The 18,994-nt window shown below is 71.5% G+C and carries 2 protein-coding genes; both read left to right on the forward strand.

What is annotated here, in order from left to right; translation table 11 throughout:
* The first annotated feature begins 101 nt into the window (after positions 1–101).
* Positions 102–17,621: an amino acid adenylation domain-containing protein gene (locus tag ACK8HH_RS04740; protein WP_412475587.1), complete on the forward strand. Its 17,520-nt coding sequence runs from the start codon at positions 102–104 to the stop codon at positions 17,619–17,621.
* Entirely contained in the window at positions 17,618–18,493 is an 876-nt protein-coding gene (locus ACK8HH_RS04745) for a glycosyltransferase family 2 protein (protein ID WP_045540436.1), read from the forward strand. Before ACK8HH_RS04740 ends, ACK8HH_RS04745 begins: the two co-directional genes overlap by 4 nt.
* Positions 18,494–18,994 lie beyond the last annotated feature (501 nt).

Here is an 18,994-nt window from a genome sequence, read left to right on the forward strand (position 1 = left end):
AGCCTCCACTAAGCAGGTTAGCCTGCGCTAAATATGGACGATCGTCCGGACCCCGGACGATACCCGACCACCGTCGGACCCGAGAAGAAGCAGATTGAACAGTGACGCTTGACGACATGCGCGCCGCGGTACGCGACGCACCCGCATCCGACGATTTGATCGTCCCGCTCTCGTCGGCGCAGCGCAGTATCTGGTTCTCCCAGCAACTCGACCCGACCACCCCGATATCGATCGCCCAGTTCGTCGACGTCACCGGCGAGCTGGACCTCGACCTGCTGACCCGGGCCGGCCGGCGAGTGGTGCGAGAGTTCGGCGTCACGATGATCCGCCTCGTTCCCGCTGAGCGCCCCGGAGACGCCCCGTCGCAGCGGTGGGACGACGACGCGCCCGACGAGATGAGCCATCTCGACTTCCGCGACCGCCCGGACCCGGAAGCGGCCGCCCGTGCGTGGATGGATGCCGAGTTCCGGGCCCCCGTCGACCTGTTCTCCGACCGACTGATCGAATCGGTGACCCTCCGCGTCGGCGACCGGCGCTACTTCTGGTACATGCGGGTGCATCACATCCTGCTCGACGGCTACGGCGCAGCGGCGCTCACACAGCGCGTCGCGGAGGTGTATTCGGCGTTGGCCGCAGGCGAAGAGGTATCCCCGACACGGGCCGGAACGCTCGCGGACCTCGTCGCCGACGATGAGAAGTACCGGTCCTCCACTCGCTTCGAGCGCGACCGCGCGCATTGGGCGAAACGGCTCGAAGACCTGCCCGACCCGATCCGGCTGGCCGACGTCTCCAGCGCCGCGGGCGGGATGTCCCGCGTCGCGGGCGGTGAGGTGGACTCGGCCGCCGCGGCGGCGATCTCCCGGTTCGCCGACGAGCACACGAGCACGGTCGCGGCAGTGGTCGCGGCGGCGGCCGCCGCCTATCTCGCCCAGATGGCCGGCACTGACGACGTGGTGCTCAGCCTTCCGGTGTCGGCTCGTACCAACGCCCTGCTGCGGCGCTCGGGCGGAATGGTCTCAAACGTGGTGCCGATCCGGGCCACGGTGGACGGCGACACCACCGTCGCCGACCTGGTTCGGGCCGTCACCGCGGAGTTCGGCGGTGCCCTCCGGCATCAGCGGTACCGCTTCGAGGACATGATGCGCGACCGCGCGCAGCAGCAGGACGAGTCCGCGGTCGGCCGCTCGTTCTTCGGACCCGCGATCAACGTGATGATGTTCCGTGACGAGGTGCGGCTGGGCGAGTGTCTCGGCCGCAGCCGGATTCTGAGCACCGGCCCCATCCAGGATCTGGCCTTCACCGTCTACGGCGACGGCGACGACCTTCGGATCGACCTGGAGGGCGCCGCCTCCGCGTATCCGGACACCGTGTTGCAGCGACATCGCCGGCGGTTCCTCCACTTGCTCGACGAGATCGTCGGTGCGGCACCCGACACCGCGGTGGCGTCTCTGCGGGCCCTGTCGGCCGACGAACGGGCGGCGCTGGTGCCCGCGCGCGGCCCGGCGGCGCCGACCGCACGGCTGCTGCCCGACATCCTGACCGCGGCGGCGCGACCCCACGCGGACGAGCCCGCGCTCCGCGCCGCCGGCGTCGAGTGGACCCACCGCGAACTCTGGCGCCGGATCAACCGGCTGGCTCGACTGCTCATCGGACGCGGAGCCGGGCCCGGCGCGGTGGTCGCGGTGCTGGGTACGCGCGGCGCCGACGCCGTCGTCGCCGAGCTCGCGGTGCTCGTCGCCGGCGGGGCGTTCGTCCCGATCGACACCGCCTTGCCCGCGGAGCGGATCGCGTACCTGCTCGACGACAGCGGTGCCGCTCTCGGGATCGCCGGGCCGGGAACGGTGGTACCCACGGCCGCCGGGCGAACCGACTGGGTTCGTCTCGACGATCCACGGGTGCTGGCGAGTCTCGTCGCGATGCCCGACGAACCGGTCACCGACGCCGACCGCCCGCGTCCGCTGCGAGTGGACGACGCGGCGTACCTGATCTACACGTCGGGTTCCACCGGCAGGCCGAAGGGCGTGGTGGTGACCCACCTCGGCGGCGCCGCTTTCGTCGCCGAGCAGCGTCGACGCCACGGCGTCCGGCCGGGAGACCGGGTCCTGCAGTTCGCGTCGCTGAGCTTCGACGCGTCGATTCTGGAACTGCTGCTCGCGCTGGCCTCCGGCGCCACTGCGGTGGTGGCGCCCGGTGGTCTCTACGGCGGTCGAGAGCTCGCCGAACTGCTGCGCCGCGAACGGATCTGCCACGCCTTTCTGACTCCCGCGGCGCTCGCCTCGGTGCCCGAGGACGCACTGACCGATCTGCGGACCGTCGTCGTCGGCGGTGAGGCGTGCACCGCGGATCTGGTGGCGCGCTGGGCGCCGGGCCGGTCGATGTTCAACGCGTACGGGCCCACCGAGTCGACGATCATGGCGACCGTCGCCGGCCCGCTCGTGCCGGGCGCGGACGTACCCATCGGCACGCCGATCACCGGTACCCACGCGGTGGTGCTCGACCGCCGTCTGGCGCCGGTGCCGGTCGGAGCGACGGGCGAACTCTACGTCGGGGGCGTCGGGGTCGCCCGCGGCTACCACCGGTCACCGGCGAGAACCGCTCAACGTTTCGTCGCCGATCCGTTCGGTGCCCCGGGCGCGCGCCTGTACCGCACCGGCGATCTGGCGCGCTGGCGCGCCGACGGTGCGCTGGAGTATCGCGGGCGCGCCGATCACCAGATCAAGATCCGCGGTTTCCGCGTTGAACTCGGTGAGATCGAGGCGGCACTCGCGGCGGTGCCCGGGGTGGACGCGGCGGCGGCCGCGCTCGCGACCACGCCCTCCGGCCGCCCGGCCCTCGCCGGCTACTACGCCGGGGCCGCGGACGCCGCAGCCGTGATCGGGCATCTGCGCACGGTACTGCCCGCCCATGCCGTGCCCGCCGCCCTGATGCGTGTCGAGACCATGCCGCTCACGGCCTCGGGCAAGATCGACCGGGCGGCGCTGCCGGTCCCGGAGGTGACCCGAGCCGCTTACCGGGCGCCGCGGACCGCCTCGGAGCAGTCGGTCGCGGAGGCCTTCGCCGACTGCCTCGGCGTCGCCGCTCCCGGCGCGGACGACGACTTCTTCGCGCTCGGCGGCGATTCGCTGTCGGCGACCCGCCTCGCGGCCGACCTCGGGGTCCGCTTCGCCGCACAGGTGCCGGTCCGCTGGATCTTCGAAGCGCCCACCGTGTCGGCGCTCGCGGAGCGACTGGACGATCCCCTGAATCGGCCGGTTCCCGAACTGCGTCCGACGGTCTCCGGTGACGACCGGATCCCGGTCTCGCCGCAGCAGCGGCGCATGTGCGTGGTCAATCAGCTCGACACCGGCTCCGCGGTATTCAACATCCCGCTCACCCTCCGTCTGCGCGGCGCGCTGGACGCGGCAGCGCTCGAGTCCGCCTTCGCCGATGTGGTGGAGCGTCACGAACCGCTGCGCACGTACTACCCCGACAGCCCGGCCGGGCCGATCCAGCGGGTGCTCTCCGACCCGCCGCGGCGTGCGCTCTTGCCGGAACCGGTGGACGCCGACCGTCTCGACGAGCGCATCGCGCAGGCGTGCGCGATCGGGTTCGACGTCGCGTCCCGGGTTCCGGTGGAGCCGACGCTGTTGCGCCTGGCCGACGACGACCACGTCTTGGTGTGCGTGGTTCACCACATCGTCCTGGACGGCTCGTCGACGGCTCCGCTCGCCCACGACCTGGGCGTCGCGTACCGCGCGCGCCGCCGCGGTGCGGCGCCCGACTGGCCGCCCCTGCCGGTCACGTACCGCGACTACACCGCGTGGCACCGCGGCCTGATGGGCGAGCCGGACGACTCGGCGTCGACCGCGGCCCGTCAGCTCGACCACTGGCGCAGCAAGCTGGCAGGAGCGCCGGAACTCCTCGCACTGCCGACCGATCGGCCACGCCCGGCCGTCGCGCGCGGGCGCGGCGCTTCGCTGCGCGCCGAGCTCCCGGCGGCATCGGTGCGGCGGATCAGAGCGCTCGCGGCGACCACCGGGACCACCGCCTTCATGGTCAACCACGCCGCGCTCGCGGTGCTATTGGCGAGACTGTCGGGCACTGACGACATCGTGGTCGGCACGCCGGTGGCCGGTCGCGGACATCGCGACCTCGCGGGCCTGGTGGGCATGTTCGCGGGCACCGTGGCACTGCGTTGCCGCGTGCGCCCCGAGCAGGGCTTCGACCGTTTGCTCGCGCAGGTCCGGGAGACGGATCTGGGCGCCTTCGAGAACGCCGACCTGCCGTTCGACGTCGTCGTCGACGCGCTCGCACCGCGTCGCTCGGCGGCCTACCATCCCGTGTTCCAGGTCGGCTTCTCGTATCAGAACATGGCCGCCACCCGCGTCGACCTCGACGGACTCGACGTCGAGATCGCCGAGCCCGACACGTCCATCGCGAAATCGGATCTGCACCTGACCCTGACCGACGACGCCGCGCCCGGCCGCCCGGGCGCCATCGCGGTGCAGTGGGACTACGACGCGGATCTCTTCGATCACAGCACCGTCGCGCGATGGCATACGTTGTGGATCGCACTGCTCGACGCCGCACTCGACAGCCCGGCCACTCCGGTGGGCGATCTGGCGGTCGAGTCCGTGCCGCAACCGGCGGCCCGGGTCGCCGTGCCGACCGGGGACACCGGGACCACTGGAGACACCGGGACCACCCTCACCGGACTGCTCGACGCGGCCTGCTCGCGGTACGCCGACGAGGTCGCGCTCTGGGCCGACGGCGCCGATTCCGCCACGGCCGTCGACTATCGGACGCTCGCCGAACGTTCGCGGCGGCTGGCGCGGCGGCTCATCGCACTCGGCGTCGGGCCCGGCGACCGCGTGGCGGTCGCCGTCGACCGGTCGTACGAACTGGTCGAGGCCGTCCTGGCCGTCCTGGGTGCGGGGGCGGCGTATGTCCCGATCGACCCGAACGGGCCGTCGCACCGCGTCGAACTGATCCTCGGGTCCGCGTCGCCGTCGGCGATCCTGGTCGCGGGCGCACGGGCCGGAACCGTGCTCTCGAGGTCCGGACTCCCGGTGCTCGACGTCACGGACACCGCCGAGGCGCCCGCCGGTCCGATCCTCGACGCCGAGCGAACCCTCCCGCTGCTGCCGGACCACCCGGCCTACGTGATCTACACCTCCGGATCCACCGGGGTCCCGAAAGGCGTCTCGGTGCCGCACCGGGCGATCGCGGCGCAGCTGAGATGGAAGTCGGCGGCATTCCCCGTCGGGCCCGGCGACACCCTGCTCCTCAAGACCCCCGCCACCTTCGATCTCTCGGTGTGGGAGCTGTTCTGGCCGTTGATCAGTGGGGCACGGCTGGTCCTGGCCGCCGCCGGCGGCCACACCGATCCCCGGTACATCGCCGACCTGATCCGGCGCACCGAGCCGACGGCGGTCCACTTCGTCCCGTCGCTGCTCGAAGCCCATCTCGACGCGCTCGACGACGCACGCGAACCGTTCCACCGGCCCGAGAGCCTGCTCTGCATCGGCGAGGCACTGACCGGTTCCACCGCGCGCCGTGCGCACGAGATGCTCGGTGCGCGGATCGAGAATCTGTACGGGCCCACCGAGGCGGCGGTCGGCATCACCCGGCACACGTGGTCGCCGTCGGACGCCGCGGTCACCGTTCCGATCGGCGGCGCGGTCGACGGGTCCGAGGTGCTGGTACTCGACCGTCGTCTGCACCCGGTGCACCCCGGCGTGGTCGGAGAGATCTACCTGCGCGGCATCCAGCTCGCCACGGGCTACGAGGGGCGGGCCGACCTCACCGCGGCCCGATTCGTCGCCGATCCGGCGGGCACCGGCGGCCGGCTCTACCGCACCGGCGATCTCGCGCGGCGGAGCGCCGACGGTGAACTGGAGTACGTCGGCCGCAACGACTTCCAGGTGAAGATCCGCGGACAGCGGATCGAACTGGGGGAGATAGAGCACGCCCTCGTGCTCGACGAGCGAGTGCGCGCGGCGGCCGCGGCGGTCCACGATCAGCGGATCGTCGCGTACGCGGTGCCGGAGTCCTCCGACCGGCTCGACGTAGCCGCGGTCCTGGCCGGACTCCGCAAGCGGGTTCCGGCGTACCTGGTGCCGACCGCGATCGTGGTGCTCGACGACCTGCCGCGCAACCGCAACGGCAAGCTCGATCGCGGGGCGCTGCCGGAGCCGCCACGCGAGCGCCGCGACTACCGGGCGCCGGAGACGGCGACCGAACACGCGCTGATCGCCCTGCTCGGGGACCTGCTCGGCGAGCCGGCCGCCGACCGCCCGATCGGCGTGACCGACGACTTCTTCGACCTCGGCGGCAACTCGCTGCTCGCAGCCCGGTTGTCGGCTCGCATCGCCGACGATCTGGGAGCGGCGCTCCCCGTCCGGACCGTGTTCGACAGTCCGCGGATCGCCGATCTGGCGCGGGCGGTCGACGCCGCGGTCGCCGTCGATCGCCCGACGCTGACCACGGCTTCCCGACCCGACCCGATTCCGCTCTCGCGCGCACAGCGCCGCATGTGGCTTCTCGACCGGATCGATCCGGGTTCGGCGGCCTACAATCTCCCGTTCGCCCTGCGTCTGGAGGGACCGCTCGACCTGGCGGCGCTGCACCGTGCCGTCGCCGCGGTGATCGACCGGCACGAGGCTCTGCGGACGGTGTTCCCGGACCGGGACGGTGTCGGCGTTCAGGAGATTCTGCCAACCGCGACGGCGCTCGCCGGGGCCGGGCTCGACGCCATGGAGGTCGAAACGGTGGCCGCCGACGCGCTCGACCACCGGATCGCCGCGGTCGCCTCCGCCGGATTCGCGCTGGTCGAAGAGATCCCGCTTCGGATGCGACTGTTGCGTGTCGCCGCCGGCGCCGCCGGAGAGCCTGCCGCAGGCGGGCCTCCGGTGCACGTTCTGGTGACCGTGGTCCATCACATCGCCGCGGACGGCTGGTCGCTGCGGGTGCTCGCGGCCGACCTGCTCTCCGCTTACACCGGTCGCCGGCCGGACCCGCTTCCGGTCCAGTACGCCGACTTCGCCCTGTGGCAGGCCGCGATGCTCGGGGACACCGATGGAAACGCCCGCGGCTCCGCGCCCGCCGATCGGCACCCGAGCATCGAGGCGCAGTTCCGTCAGTGGGAACGCATGCTGGCGGATCTGCCGGAACCGCTGCAACTCCCGACCGACCGCTCCCGCCCGGTCCAGCCGACTCGCGCGGGCGCCACTCACGAGCTGGTGCTCGACGCCGGACTCGCCGCAGCCGCGGGCGCGTTCGCGGCGACACGGCGAGCGAGCTTCTTCCACGTCGCCCACGCCGCACTGGCACTGGTGCTGTCGCGGGTGAGCGGTGCCGACGACGTCCTCGTCGGCACCCCGGTGGCCGGCCGGAGCTCCGCCGTTCTCGACGAGGTCGTCGGCATGTTCGTCGAGACCGCAGTGCTGCGGACCCGCATCGACGAGACGCAGCCCGCGCGCGACTTCGTCGACCTGGTCCGCGACGCGGACCTGAGCGCGCTCGCTGCGTCGGAGGTCCCGTTCGACGAGCTCGTCGACGCCTTCGAACCCGACCGCGGCGGCGCTCACCATCCGCTGTTCCAGGTCATGCTCGCCTTCGGCGACCCGGTTCCGGCGCCGATGACGACCGGCGACCTCACCGCCGTCCCCATCGAGATCGAGGTGCCGCTGGCGCGCTTCGACCTGCATGTGACGCTCGACGTGCCGCCGACGGGCGTGGGCGATCATCCGGTGCGCACCCGCTGGACCTACGCGACCGAACTGTTCGACGAGACCACCGTCGCGGCCCTCGCCGGGATGTTCGCACGAGTGCTGAGCGCACTGGTGGCCGAGCCGGACCTGCCGCTGCACCGCGTCGAGATCCTCTCACCGGAGCACCACCCGGCGCCCGCCTCGCCCGCGGCAGTCGTACGGGCGAACGACGCCACGCTGGCGGATCTGCTCGCGGGCGCGGGCGGCCCCGTCACCGGGCCGCTCCTGGTGGGCGGCACCGCGGCGCTGTCGGCCGGACAGTTCCGCCGCCGCGTCAACCGCACCGCACGGGAGTTGATCGCCGCGGGCGTCGGTCCGGAGCGGACGGTGGCGATCGCCGTCGACCGGTCCGTCGACATGCTGGTCGCGATCCATGCGACGGTCCTCGCCGGTGGCGCCTACCTGCCGATCGACACGGCGCAACCGCCCGCGCGTGTGGCGGCGATGCTCGACGTCGCCGCGCCGGTCGCGGTGGTCGCCGATCCGGAGTCGGCCGCCAGGCTGCCCGCGGGCTGCCGCATACCGGTGACCGATCCGCGACTGCTGCATCTCGATCGGTCCGACGAGGAGATCACCGACGCGGACCGTAACGGTCGGCTGCGCGCTGCACATCCGGCGTACGTTCTGTTCACCTCGGGATCGACCGGCGAACCGAAGGCCGTCACGATCACGCACGCGGCGATCGTGAACCGGCTCGACTGGATGCAGGTGCGCTACCGGATCTCCGCCGGCGACACGGTCCTCCAGAAGACGCCGACCACGTTCGACGTCTCGGTGTGGGAACTGTTCTGGCCCACCGTCGCCGGGGCGCGAACCGTCCTCGCCGAGCCCGGGCTGCACCGTGAGCCGTCGGCACTGGCCGAGCTGATCGACGCCGAGCGGATCTCGGTGATCCACTTCGTGCCCGCGATGCTCGACGTCTTCCTCGCCTGCGGCACGCGGGCCCGTCTCGACTCGCTGCGGCTCGTGTTCACCAGCGGTGAGGCTCTCGGCAGCGCATCGGCCGCGGCGGTCCTGTCGCGGACCGGAGCCCGACTGCACAACCTGTACGGACCGACCGAGGCCGCGGTCGACGTGACGGCAGCGCACGTCACGCCGGGCTCGCTGGACGGCCGGCCGGTCTCGATCGGCAACCCCACCGAGGGCAATACCGTGCACGTCCTCGACCGCCGGTTGCGACCGGTGCCGATCGGCGTCACCGGGGAGCTCTATCTCGGCGGCGTCCAGCTCGCCCGCGGCTACCACGGCCGTCCGGCGCTCACCGCCGGACGATTCGTGGCCTCACCGTTCGGTCCGGGCGAGCGGCTCTACCGCACCGGCGACCTCGTGCGCTGGCGGCGCACGGGGGCTGCTGCCGGTGCCGCGGGTGTCGAGCGGCGAGGCGGTGTGGGGCGCCAGAACGTGGAACTGGAGTTCTGCGGTCGCAGCGACTTCCAGATCAAACTGCGCGGACAGCGTGTGGAGCCGGGTGAGATCGAAGCCGCTCTCGCGGCGCATCCCGACGTTTCGGCCGTCGTCGTGGTGCCCTACGACGATCCGCGGTCCGGACCGCAGCTGGTCGCGCACGTGGTCCCCGCCGCGGGCTCCGCAGCCGATGCACGGACGCTTCGGGCACATCTCGCGGATCGGGTGCCCGAGCACATGGTGCCCGCCCACATTCTGACCACCGACGCGCTGCCGCTGTCGGCCAGCGGCAAGGTCGACAGGGCGGCGCTGCCGTTGCCCGCGACCCCCGTCCGCGGAGACCACGTCGTCAGGGAACCCGCCACCGCGACGGAGACGGCGATGCTCGGGATCTTCCGGGAACTGCTGGGCGACGGCGTCGGTGTGGACGACGACTTCTTCGAGCACGGAGGAAACTCGCTCACCGCGACTCGCGTGGTCGCGGCCGTCGGGGAACGGCTCGGCGCGCGGCTGGCGGTGCGTGAGGTCTTCGACCACCGCACCGCCGCCGCCCTCGCCGCGCTCGCCGACCAGCGGGACGCTTCGCAGGCGGCCGCTGAGGCCGAGCCGGGCGAGCCGGGCGATCCGATGCCGCTGGCCGCGGCGCAGCGGCAGATGTGGTTGCACAACCGCATCGATCCCGCCTCCAGCGCCTACCTGATCCTGGCTCCGCTCCGCATCCCGGGCCGGATCGACGTCCCGGCGCTGACCGCCGCGATCGCCGACGTCCTCGACCGGCACGAGGTTCTCCGGACCGTCTACCCGGAGAGCGTCGACGGGCCCCGCCCGCAGGTACTGGCGCCGGGGGAGTACAGCTCGGAGGCACTGGTGACGGTCCTCGGTCCGGGCACCGACGCCGGCTCAGCCGGCGAACCGGCGGTGACCGCGGCATTGGCAGCCGCGATGGACCTGACCGTCGATCTGCCGCTGCGCGTGGTGGTCCGGCCCGACGGCGATCACACGGTGGTCGTGCTCGCCGTGCATCATGTGGCCGCCGACGGGTGGTCGATGCGGATCCTCGCCGCCGACACATCCACCGCCTACCGTGCCCGAGTCCTCGGAGGCGCACCGGATTTCGACGTTCCCTCCGTCTCGTACGCCGATCATCTGCGCCATCGCGCCGCACGGAGAGGGTCGGTCGACGATCCGTCCTCCAGCGCCGCCGCGCATCTGAGGTACTGGCGCGACCGGCTCGCCGACGTCGAGGACGCCGCTCGTCCCCGGCCGGACGGAGCGCCCGAGGAGGTGGCGCGGGTGCATCGCGCGGCGGTGGACTCCGCCGCCGGGGAAGCGCTCGCCGCCCTCGCCGAGCGATCCGGCGCCACGCTGTTCAGCGTGTTGCACGCGGCTCTGGCCGTGGCGCTGGCGCGCAGCGCCGGAGGCACCGACGTCATCATCGGCACCCCGCTGTCCGGCCGCGAAGCACCCGGGGTCGCTGAGACCGTCGGCATGTTCGTCACCACCGTTCCGCTGCGCACGACCGTCGAGCCGGAGAGTTCGGTCCGCGACATCATCGAGCAGTCGCAGCAGACCGTGCTCGGCGCCCTCGACCACGGTGACCTGGACATCGAGGAGATAGTCGACCTACTCGACCTCCCGCGCCACCGCGACAGCCATCCGCTGATCCATGCGACTCTCACCGTCGACGGAACGCATCCGGCCGCCCGCGGCGAGGGCGCAGCGCTCGCCACGAACATGCTCCACGTCGACGTGCCCGTCGCGCGATTCGACATCGAGTTCACGGCGACTCCCGACGCATCGGGCGGTCTGCAGCTGGCCGTGGTTCATCGGGGAGAGGCGTACCGGGCCAGGACTGCTGCGACCCTGCTGAATCGCTGGGAACGCGTCATCCTGGCGATGGCCGGTGAGCGGGTCGAAGCCACCGAAGGCGCGCTGGGAGCCATCGACCTCACCACACCGGCGGAACGGGCGGCGCTGACCGAGATCACCCGCGGCGGACCGGCTCCGGCCGACCGCTACCTCGGCGACGTGCTGACCACCCCGGGCCAGCGGATGATCACCGTCGACGCCGACGGTCGGCTCCGACACCACGAATCCGAGCAGATCGCCGCGCACACCAACCGTCTCGCCCGTCTGTTGATCGCCCGCGGGGCCGGGCCGGAGACGGCGGTGGCGCTGTGCCTGTCGCGCTCCTATCTCTCGGTGATCGCCACCCGCGCGGTGGCCGCGACCGGCGCGGCATTCGTCCCGGTGGATCCGCGTCATCCCGCCGACCGGGTCGCGTTCATGCTCGAGGACTCGACTGCCGCGCTGATCGTGACCACGGTGGCCGACCGCGACCTGACCGCGGCAGGCGTTGCCGCGCTGGGCGGTGCACTCGTACTCGACGATCCCGCGATCGAGGCCGAACTCGCCCGATACGACGTCTCACCTCTCGGGCGTCACGAACTGCGCGCCGCGCCCCACCCGGACCAGACCGCGTACCTGATCTACACCTCCGGAACCTCCGGACGGCCGAAAGCCGTCGCCGTCACGCACCGGGGCATCGCATCGTTCGTGGCCGAGCAGCGCCGCTACGGTGTCGAGAAGCATTCGCGCGTCTTGCATTTCGCGTCGCCGAGCTTCGACGCCTCGGTCCTGGAACTGCTGCTCGCGGCCGATGCCGGGGCGACGGCGGTCGTCGTTCCCCGGTCGGTCTACGGTGCCGACGACCTCTCGTCGATCCTTCGCGAAGCGGCCGTGACTCACGCCTTCCTGACTCCGGCGGTTCTCGACACGATCGACGAGGAACTGCCCGAGCTGACCACCGTGATCGTCGGCGGCGACGCGTGCTCGACGGCTACCGCCGACCGCTGGATCGGTCGCGGCACGCGGTTCTTCAACGCCTACGGCCCCACGGAGACCACGGTGATGGCCACGCTCGCCGGGCCGATCCGGGCTACACGCGACGGACTTCCCATCGGCGAAGCCATCACCGGCTCCACCGTCCGCGTACTGGGCGCCGACCTGCGGCCCGTGCTGCCCGGCGCCGCGGGCGAAGCCTACGTGAGCGGACCGGGACTCGCTCGCGGCTATCACGGCCGCCCGGGCCTCACCGCCGTCACCTTCGTCGCCGATCCCGACGGGCCGCCGGGGTCGCGGCGCTACCGGACCGGCGATCTGGTGGCGGCCGCATCCGTCGGCGAGGAGCAGTGGCAGTTGCGGCATCTCGGCCGGCTCGACGCGCAGCTCAAGATCCGCGGACACCGCGTTGAACTGGGCGAGGTCGAGTCCGCGCTCCACGGCTGCCCCGAGGTTCGCGCCGCGGTCGCTGCCGGCAGGCCGGGCCCCGACGGTCGAACCACTCTGGTCGCATACGTCGTGCCGGCCGACGGTGCCGATGTCGCCGACGCACTGCGAGACCGCCTGCGCGCCACCCTGCCGTCGTACGCGGTGCCCACCGCATTCGTCGAACTCGCCGAGCTGCCGCTGACCCCGTCGGGAAAGGTCGACCACCGCCGACTGCCCGAGCCGGAGTTCGCGTCCACCGGTCCGGTGGCCGTGGCCGGAACCTCCGAAGTGATGGTGGCGGAAGCCTTCGCACAGGCGTTGGGCCGGACCGAACTCGGACGCGACGGGCACTTCTTCGACCTCGGCGGCAACTCGCTGATGGCCGCCCAGACCGTCGCGCTGCTGCGGGCACGCACGGGCAGGGAACTGGCTGTAGCCGACCTCTTCGACGCGCCCACCGTCGCCGGTCTCGCCGCCCGGCTCGACGCCGGTTCTCCCGTCTCCGGTCCCGGCCCGGGCGATCTCGAACGGCCCGAGCACATTCCGCTCGCCCCGGCCCAGCAGGGCATGTGGTTCCTCAACCGATTCGACCCCGACGCGCGCACCGAGAACATCCCGCTGGTGCTGCGGATGACCGGTGACCTGAACGTGCCGGCGTTCCTGGGCGCGGTCGACGCGCTGGTGCGCAGGCACGAGGTACTGCGCACCGCGTATCCCGACTCCCCGGACGGACCCCGCCAGCTGATTCGGCCGGGTCACGACCACGGGCTCGAGGTGGAACTTCGGGCGGTGCCGGAGACCCGGATCGACGAGGCCGTGCGGTCGGTGACCGGCCGTGGATTCGACGTGACCGCCCGCCCGCCCGTCCGCGCGGCGCTGCTGTCCGCGGAGGAGGGGACCGGCCGGCACACGTTCGTTCTCGTCCTGCACCACATCAGCGCCGATGGACTGTCGGTGGCGACACTGGCCGGCGAGCTGGCGGCCGAATACCGGACCCGGCTCACCGGCGATTCGGACACGGGACAGGACAACGCTGTGGATTGCACGACGGGTTGCGCGCCGACGCCACTGCAGTTCGCGGACTTCGCAGTCTGGCAGCACTCCTGGCTCAACGAACCCGACGGGACGGCCGCCGCGGCGCTCGCGAGCTGGCACGAGCGGCTGCGCGGTGCATCCCCGGTGATCGACCTGCCCACCGACCGGCCCCGCCCGGTGCGGCCGAGCGGACGCGGGGCGCGCGTGGAGTTCGCCGTCGAGCCGGCCCTGCACGCACGGATGGTCGACTTCGCAGCGCGCAACCGCGCGACGGTGTTCATGGTGGCGCACACCGCACTCGCCGTCCTGCTCGGCCGGCTGGGGAACAACCGCGACGTCGTCATCGGCACGCCGAGCGCCGGCCGGGTGCACGCCCGGCTGCAGGGAGCCGTGGGCATGTTCGTCAACATGCTCGCACTCCGCACCGACATTCACGGGGCGGCCACCGGCGCCACGGCCCTCGCGATCAGTCGAGAGGCCGCGCTCCACGCCTTCGCGAACGCCGGAGTCCCGTTCGACACCGTGGTCGCCGGGCTCGACCTCACCCGATCCGTCGATCACCATCCGGTGTTCCAGGTGGCGCTCTCGTACCAGAACATCGGTGGCCTGTCGATGGAACTGCCCGGACTGGACGTGACCGTGGTCGACGACAGTCCCGACGTCGCGGAGTTCGATCTTCACCTCACCCTGGCCGAACGCGGCGAACCCGGCCTGACCGGCCAACTGGTCTTCGCCACCGACCTGTTCGACGAAGCCACCGCCGCCGAGTTCGCCGCGCGGTACGTACGGATCCTGGCCGGATTGCTCGACGACCCCGACCTCCCGGTGGGCGACCTGCCCGTGCTCGGCGACGATGAGCCCGATGCGGGCTCGGCGGCACCGCCGGACCACCCGTGCCCCGGCTCGCAGACCCGCGGTCTCGTGGACGGATTCGTGCGGTGCGCCGAGCAGCACCCGGACGCGGTCGCGGTGGTCGACGGTACCGAACAGGTCACCTACGGCGAACTGTCGGAGCGTGTCGGGCTCCTCGCCGCCGCGCTGCGCGACCACGGTATCGGGAGCGGTGTCGGGGGCGGCGTCGGGAGCGAGGAGCGTGTCGCGATCACCGCGCCGCGGGGCCTGCATCAACTGGTCGCCATGTACGCGGTCGTCGCATGCGGCGCCGCCTACGTCCCAGTGGATCCGTCGGCGCCGCAGCGCGCGTCCATGATCCTCGAGGTCGCCGACCCGGCACTGGTGCTGGGTGTGGGGCCGTCGCCGGCCGGCGACCGCGCGTATCTGGACCTCGCCGACCTCGCCGGTGTCGCCGACCTCGCCGATGTCGCGTGCGGTGACGCGGCGTCCGAGTGGCGGGCAGCGGATCGTCCCGATCGGGCGCCTCATCCCGAATCGGCGGCATACGTCCTGTTCACGTCGGGGTCGTCGGGCACCCCGAAGGGAGTGAGCGTGCCGCACGCGGCCGTGAGCACCCAGCTGGCGTGGATGCAGGAGCGCTATCGACTGGGACGCGGCGACACCGTCCTGTTGCGGACCGCGGCCGGTTTCGATCTGTCGGTGTGGGAGTACTGGTGGGCCCTGCAGGCGGGTGCGCGCATCGTGATCGCCGAGCCCGGCAGTGAGCGTGACGGGACCGCGCTGCGCAGGCAGATCGCTCAGCACCGAGTCAGCGTCCTCCCGACTGTGCCCTCGTCCCTGTCCATGATCCTCGACGCGGGCGAGCTGCCCGGCTCGGTGCGCACGGTGCTGTGCATCGGCGAAGAATTGCCGCCCGAACTCGTGGCCCGGCTGCGCGCCTCCGGCAGCACCGCCGACGTGCACAACCTCTACGGGCCGACGGAATTCGCCGTCAGTGCCACCGGGCACGAGGTCGCCCCCGGAACCGAGAACGAGTGTGTGCGGATCCCGATCGGAGTAGAACAGCCGACGGTCCGCGCGCGAGTGCTCGACGCGCGTCTTCATCCGGTGCCGGTCGGAGTGGTCGGCGAACTGTACCTGGCCGGACCGCAACTCGCGCGCGGTTATCACGCCGACCCGGCGCGTACCGCCGCGTCGTTCGTCGCCGACCCGGCCGGCGGTGGCCGCATGTACCGGACCGGTGATCTCGTGCGTCGAACGCGCGGCGGACTGCTCGAATACGTGGGTCGCGCCGACTTCCAACTCCAGATACGCGGCTTCCGAGTCGAACCCGGCGAGATCGAGGCCGTGCTGCGTCGATGCCCCGGCGTCGGTGACGCCGCTGTCACCGCGGTCGACGGTCCCGGCGGCGCGCGGCTGGTCGCCTTCGGCACCGGCGATGCGGACACGGAGGAACTGACCGGCGCGCTGGCGGACCGGCTTCCCGCCTACCTGCGACCCGACGTGCACCGGATCGAAGCGTTGCCGTACAACGCCAACGGAAAGGTCGATCGCGCACGGCTTCCTCGCCCCGAACGACGTCGGCGCGACCACCGGCCTGCCGAGTCCGAGGTCGAACGCGCCGTCGCCGAGGTGGTCTCGGAGGTGACCGGGGCGCCGGTAGTCGGCATGTCGGACGACTTCTTCGAGCTCGGCGGCAACTCGCTGACGGCGACACGTGTCGCGGCCCGGCTGGCGGCGCTCTCGGGCCGCTCTGTGCCCGTGCGGACCGTCTTCGACGCGGCCGACCTCGGAGATCTGGCGGCGCGCATCGAGCGTGCGGCGCCGACAGAGACTCCCGAACTGGTTCGGATCGACGACGACGGGCCGATCCCGCTCGCTCCGGCGCAGCGCCGGATATGGGAGGCGGTCCGAGCCGGGCAGGGCGCCGACTGGAATGTACCGATCGCCCTGCGCTTCACCGGCGAGCTCGACCGCACGGCGCTGCACGCTGCACTTCGCGATGTCTTCGACACGCACGAGGCACTGCGCACGCGCTACCGGTCGGCGGAATCGGGTGAGGACGACGGACTGCTGCCCGTGGGGGAGGTCCTCGGCATGCCAGAGGTGGACGCCGCGCTTCGCGACGGGCTGGTACCCGTCGAGGTGGACGCAGGCCGGCTCGCCGACGCGGTCTCCGCAGCCGCCTGGGAGCCACTCCACCTCGACCGGATCCCGCTGCGCGCCAGACTGTTCACGAGTGCAGACGACAGCGGGAACAACACTGCGGTGCTGCTCCTGGTGCTTCATCACCTCAACTTCGACGGCCGGTCCATGCCGCTGCTGGCGCGCGACGTGCTGACCGCGTTCACCGCGCGTGCGACCGGCATCGCCCCCGAACTGACTTCACCGCCGGTGCGGTACCGCGACTACGCGCGCTGGCGATCCGGCATCGTCGGCGCACCCGATGCGCGGACCGAGCACTTCCGGCGTTCGCTCGATCACTGGACGAGCAGGTTCGGGGAGAACGCGCTACCCGGGCCGCAGCTGTTGACCGACCGGCCCAGACCACAGGTGTGGGACTCCCGCGGCGACTCCGTCGGGATCAGCGTCGAACCCGAGTTGCACCGAGAGCTCGATCGTCTCGCCCGCAGTCGAGGCGGTGGCTTGTTCCCCGTGCTGCAGGCGGCATTCGCGCTGGTCCTGTCCACACGGATCGATTCGTCAGCCGGAGCCGACCGCGCGGTCCATCTGGCGACGGCCAACGCGAATCGAGTCCATGCTGCCGTCGACGGCGTGATCGGGAACTTCGCCGACGATGTTCCGATGCGGATCGACGCGTCCGATGATCACCGGGTGGCCGACATGATCGCCGACGTGCACGGGCAACTCGTCGACGGATTCGCGCACGCGGACGTCACGGTGCCCGATCTGCTCGACCACCTCGGTGTGACCCGGGGCCCGGGCGGGGCCACCGGTCATCCGGTGTTCCCGGCGACGCTCATCCTCCAGCAGGCCGAAGTCTCGGATACTGCCTTGACGGAACTCGATCTGGGCACGGTGACCGTGGCGCAGGAACCGATCGCGGCAGTCGTGGCCAAGCACGAACTCGAGGTCACGCTGCTCGAACTGCGCGAAGACGGCCGGCCGGCCGGGCTGCGCGGCACTCTGCTGTACCCGGTTGCGCTCCTGGACGCCGCGACCGCCGCCGCCGTCGTCGACGACCTGTTGTCGGTGCTGCGATCGATGGCGGCAGCCGACGACGGCCTGACAGCCGGACGGATACGAGCACAGATCGCGTCATCGAACCGGAAGGAGACGTCATGAGTGCCGCTATCGGCGCCTCCGTCGTCATCGCGTGCTACCGCGGGCTGCCCGAACTCGACGTCCAGCTGCAGGCCCTTGCCGCCCAGGACTTCACGGAGCCGTTCGAGGTGATCCTGAGTGACAACGAGGGCTCGGCCGACCTGGAATGGTTCGCACTGAACCACCCACTGCGTGGACGGCTCGACCTGCGCTGGGTCGACGCCTCGGGAACTGCGGGCACGTCCCACGCACGCAATGTGGGGACCCGAGCTGCTCGGTATCCGTTGATCGCGTACTGCGACCAGGACGACGCCGTCCATCCCACCTGGCTGCGTGCAATCGTCCAGGCCCTCGGTTCCGCGGACATCGTCGGCGGACCGTTGGAGCGCGAGACGCTCAACGACCCGGTGGTCGCAGCATGGCGCGCCTTGCCGGATCCGGCCGAACCCGTTGTGCTGGGGCGCTTTCTGCCGATGACGTTCGGATGCAACCTCGGCGTCCGTCGCTCGGTCTTCGACGCGGTCGGTGGGTGGGACGAGAGCTATCCGACGGCCGGCAGTGACGTCGAGTTCTGCTGGCGCGTGCAGACGCGCGGCTACGAGTTCGGCTATGCGCGTGACGCTTTGGTCGCCTACCGGTACCGCACCGGAATGCGCGAATCGTGGGACCAGGTGATCGACTACGGCCGTGAGGAGGCCCGGGTGGCCCGAGACTACGGGGCTCCGGGCAGGCAGTGGTGGTGGCCGCTTCTGCACGCCGGCGTGGTGGTGGGGATGTGTCCGGTCTGGCCGTGGGCGTGGTCTCGGAGTCGACGGGGCGAGTGGGTGTGGATCACCGGGAACCTCGTCGGCAGGATCGCCGGCAGTGTGAAGTACCGGACGCTCTACCTCTGAGGCATCGCCTGAGGAGTAGGTCGAAGAATCGACGCCAATCCGCGCCATAGCAAACCTGCGGCTCCAGTTTCGTCACTGTGACTCATGCGGATTCGATGCCCGACCGTCTGGTCGACCGGCCTCATCGTCGCGATGAGCAAGGATCGCGGGCCGCTGACCAGCCGATTTGACCTCAAGGGCGCCGATTGCGTAACTTATTCGGAGTCAGAGCGGCGAGGCCGCGATGACGTCCCCTTACTCTGATCGCCGCGATTTCGGTCGCGGTGTTCTTGTGCGGGGTCGGCCGAATCGGGTCTGAAAGCTTCGACTATTCGGTGAGTCCTGTGAGGGATCACTGATTGGTGGGTGTCTGGAGGATTGTGTTAGGCTGGTGAGGTTGCTCCGGAGACGGGGTGGCTGACAGATAATTGCAGATGTCTGCTGGTGTTCGGCCCTTGTTTGTGGGGGTTGGTTCTGGTGGGTGTGTGTTCTTTGAGAACTCGATAGTGTGTTTTGGATTTC

This window comes from Gordonia sp. LUNF6 (assembly GCF_047041125.1).
GTDB classification, from domain to species: domain Bacteria; phylum Actinomycetota; class Actinomycetes; order Mycobacteriales; family Mycobacteriaceae; genus Gordonia; species Gordonia sihwensis.

Coding starts and splice junctions, on each gene's coding strand:
- ACK8HH_RS04745 (WP_045540436.1), top strand. CDS start 17,618: ATGAGTGCCGCTATCGGCGCCTCCGTCGTCATCGCGTGCTACCGCGGG.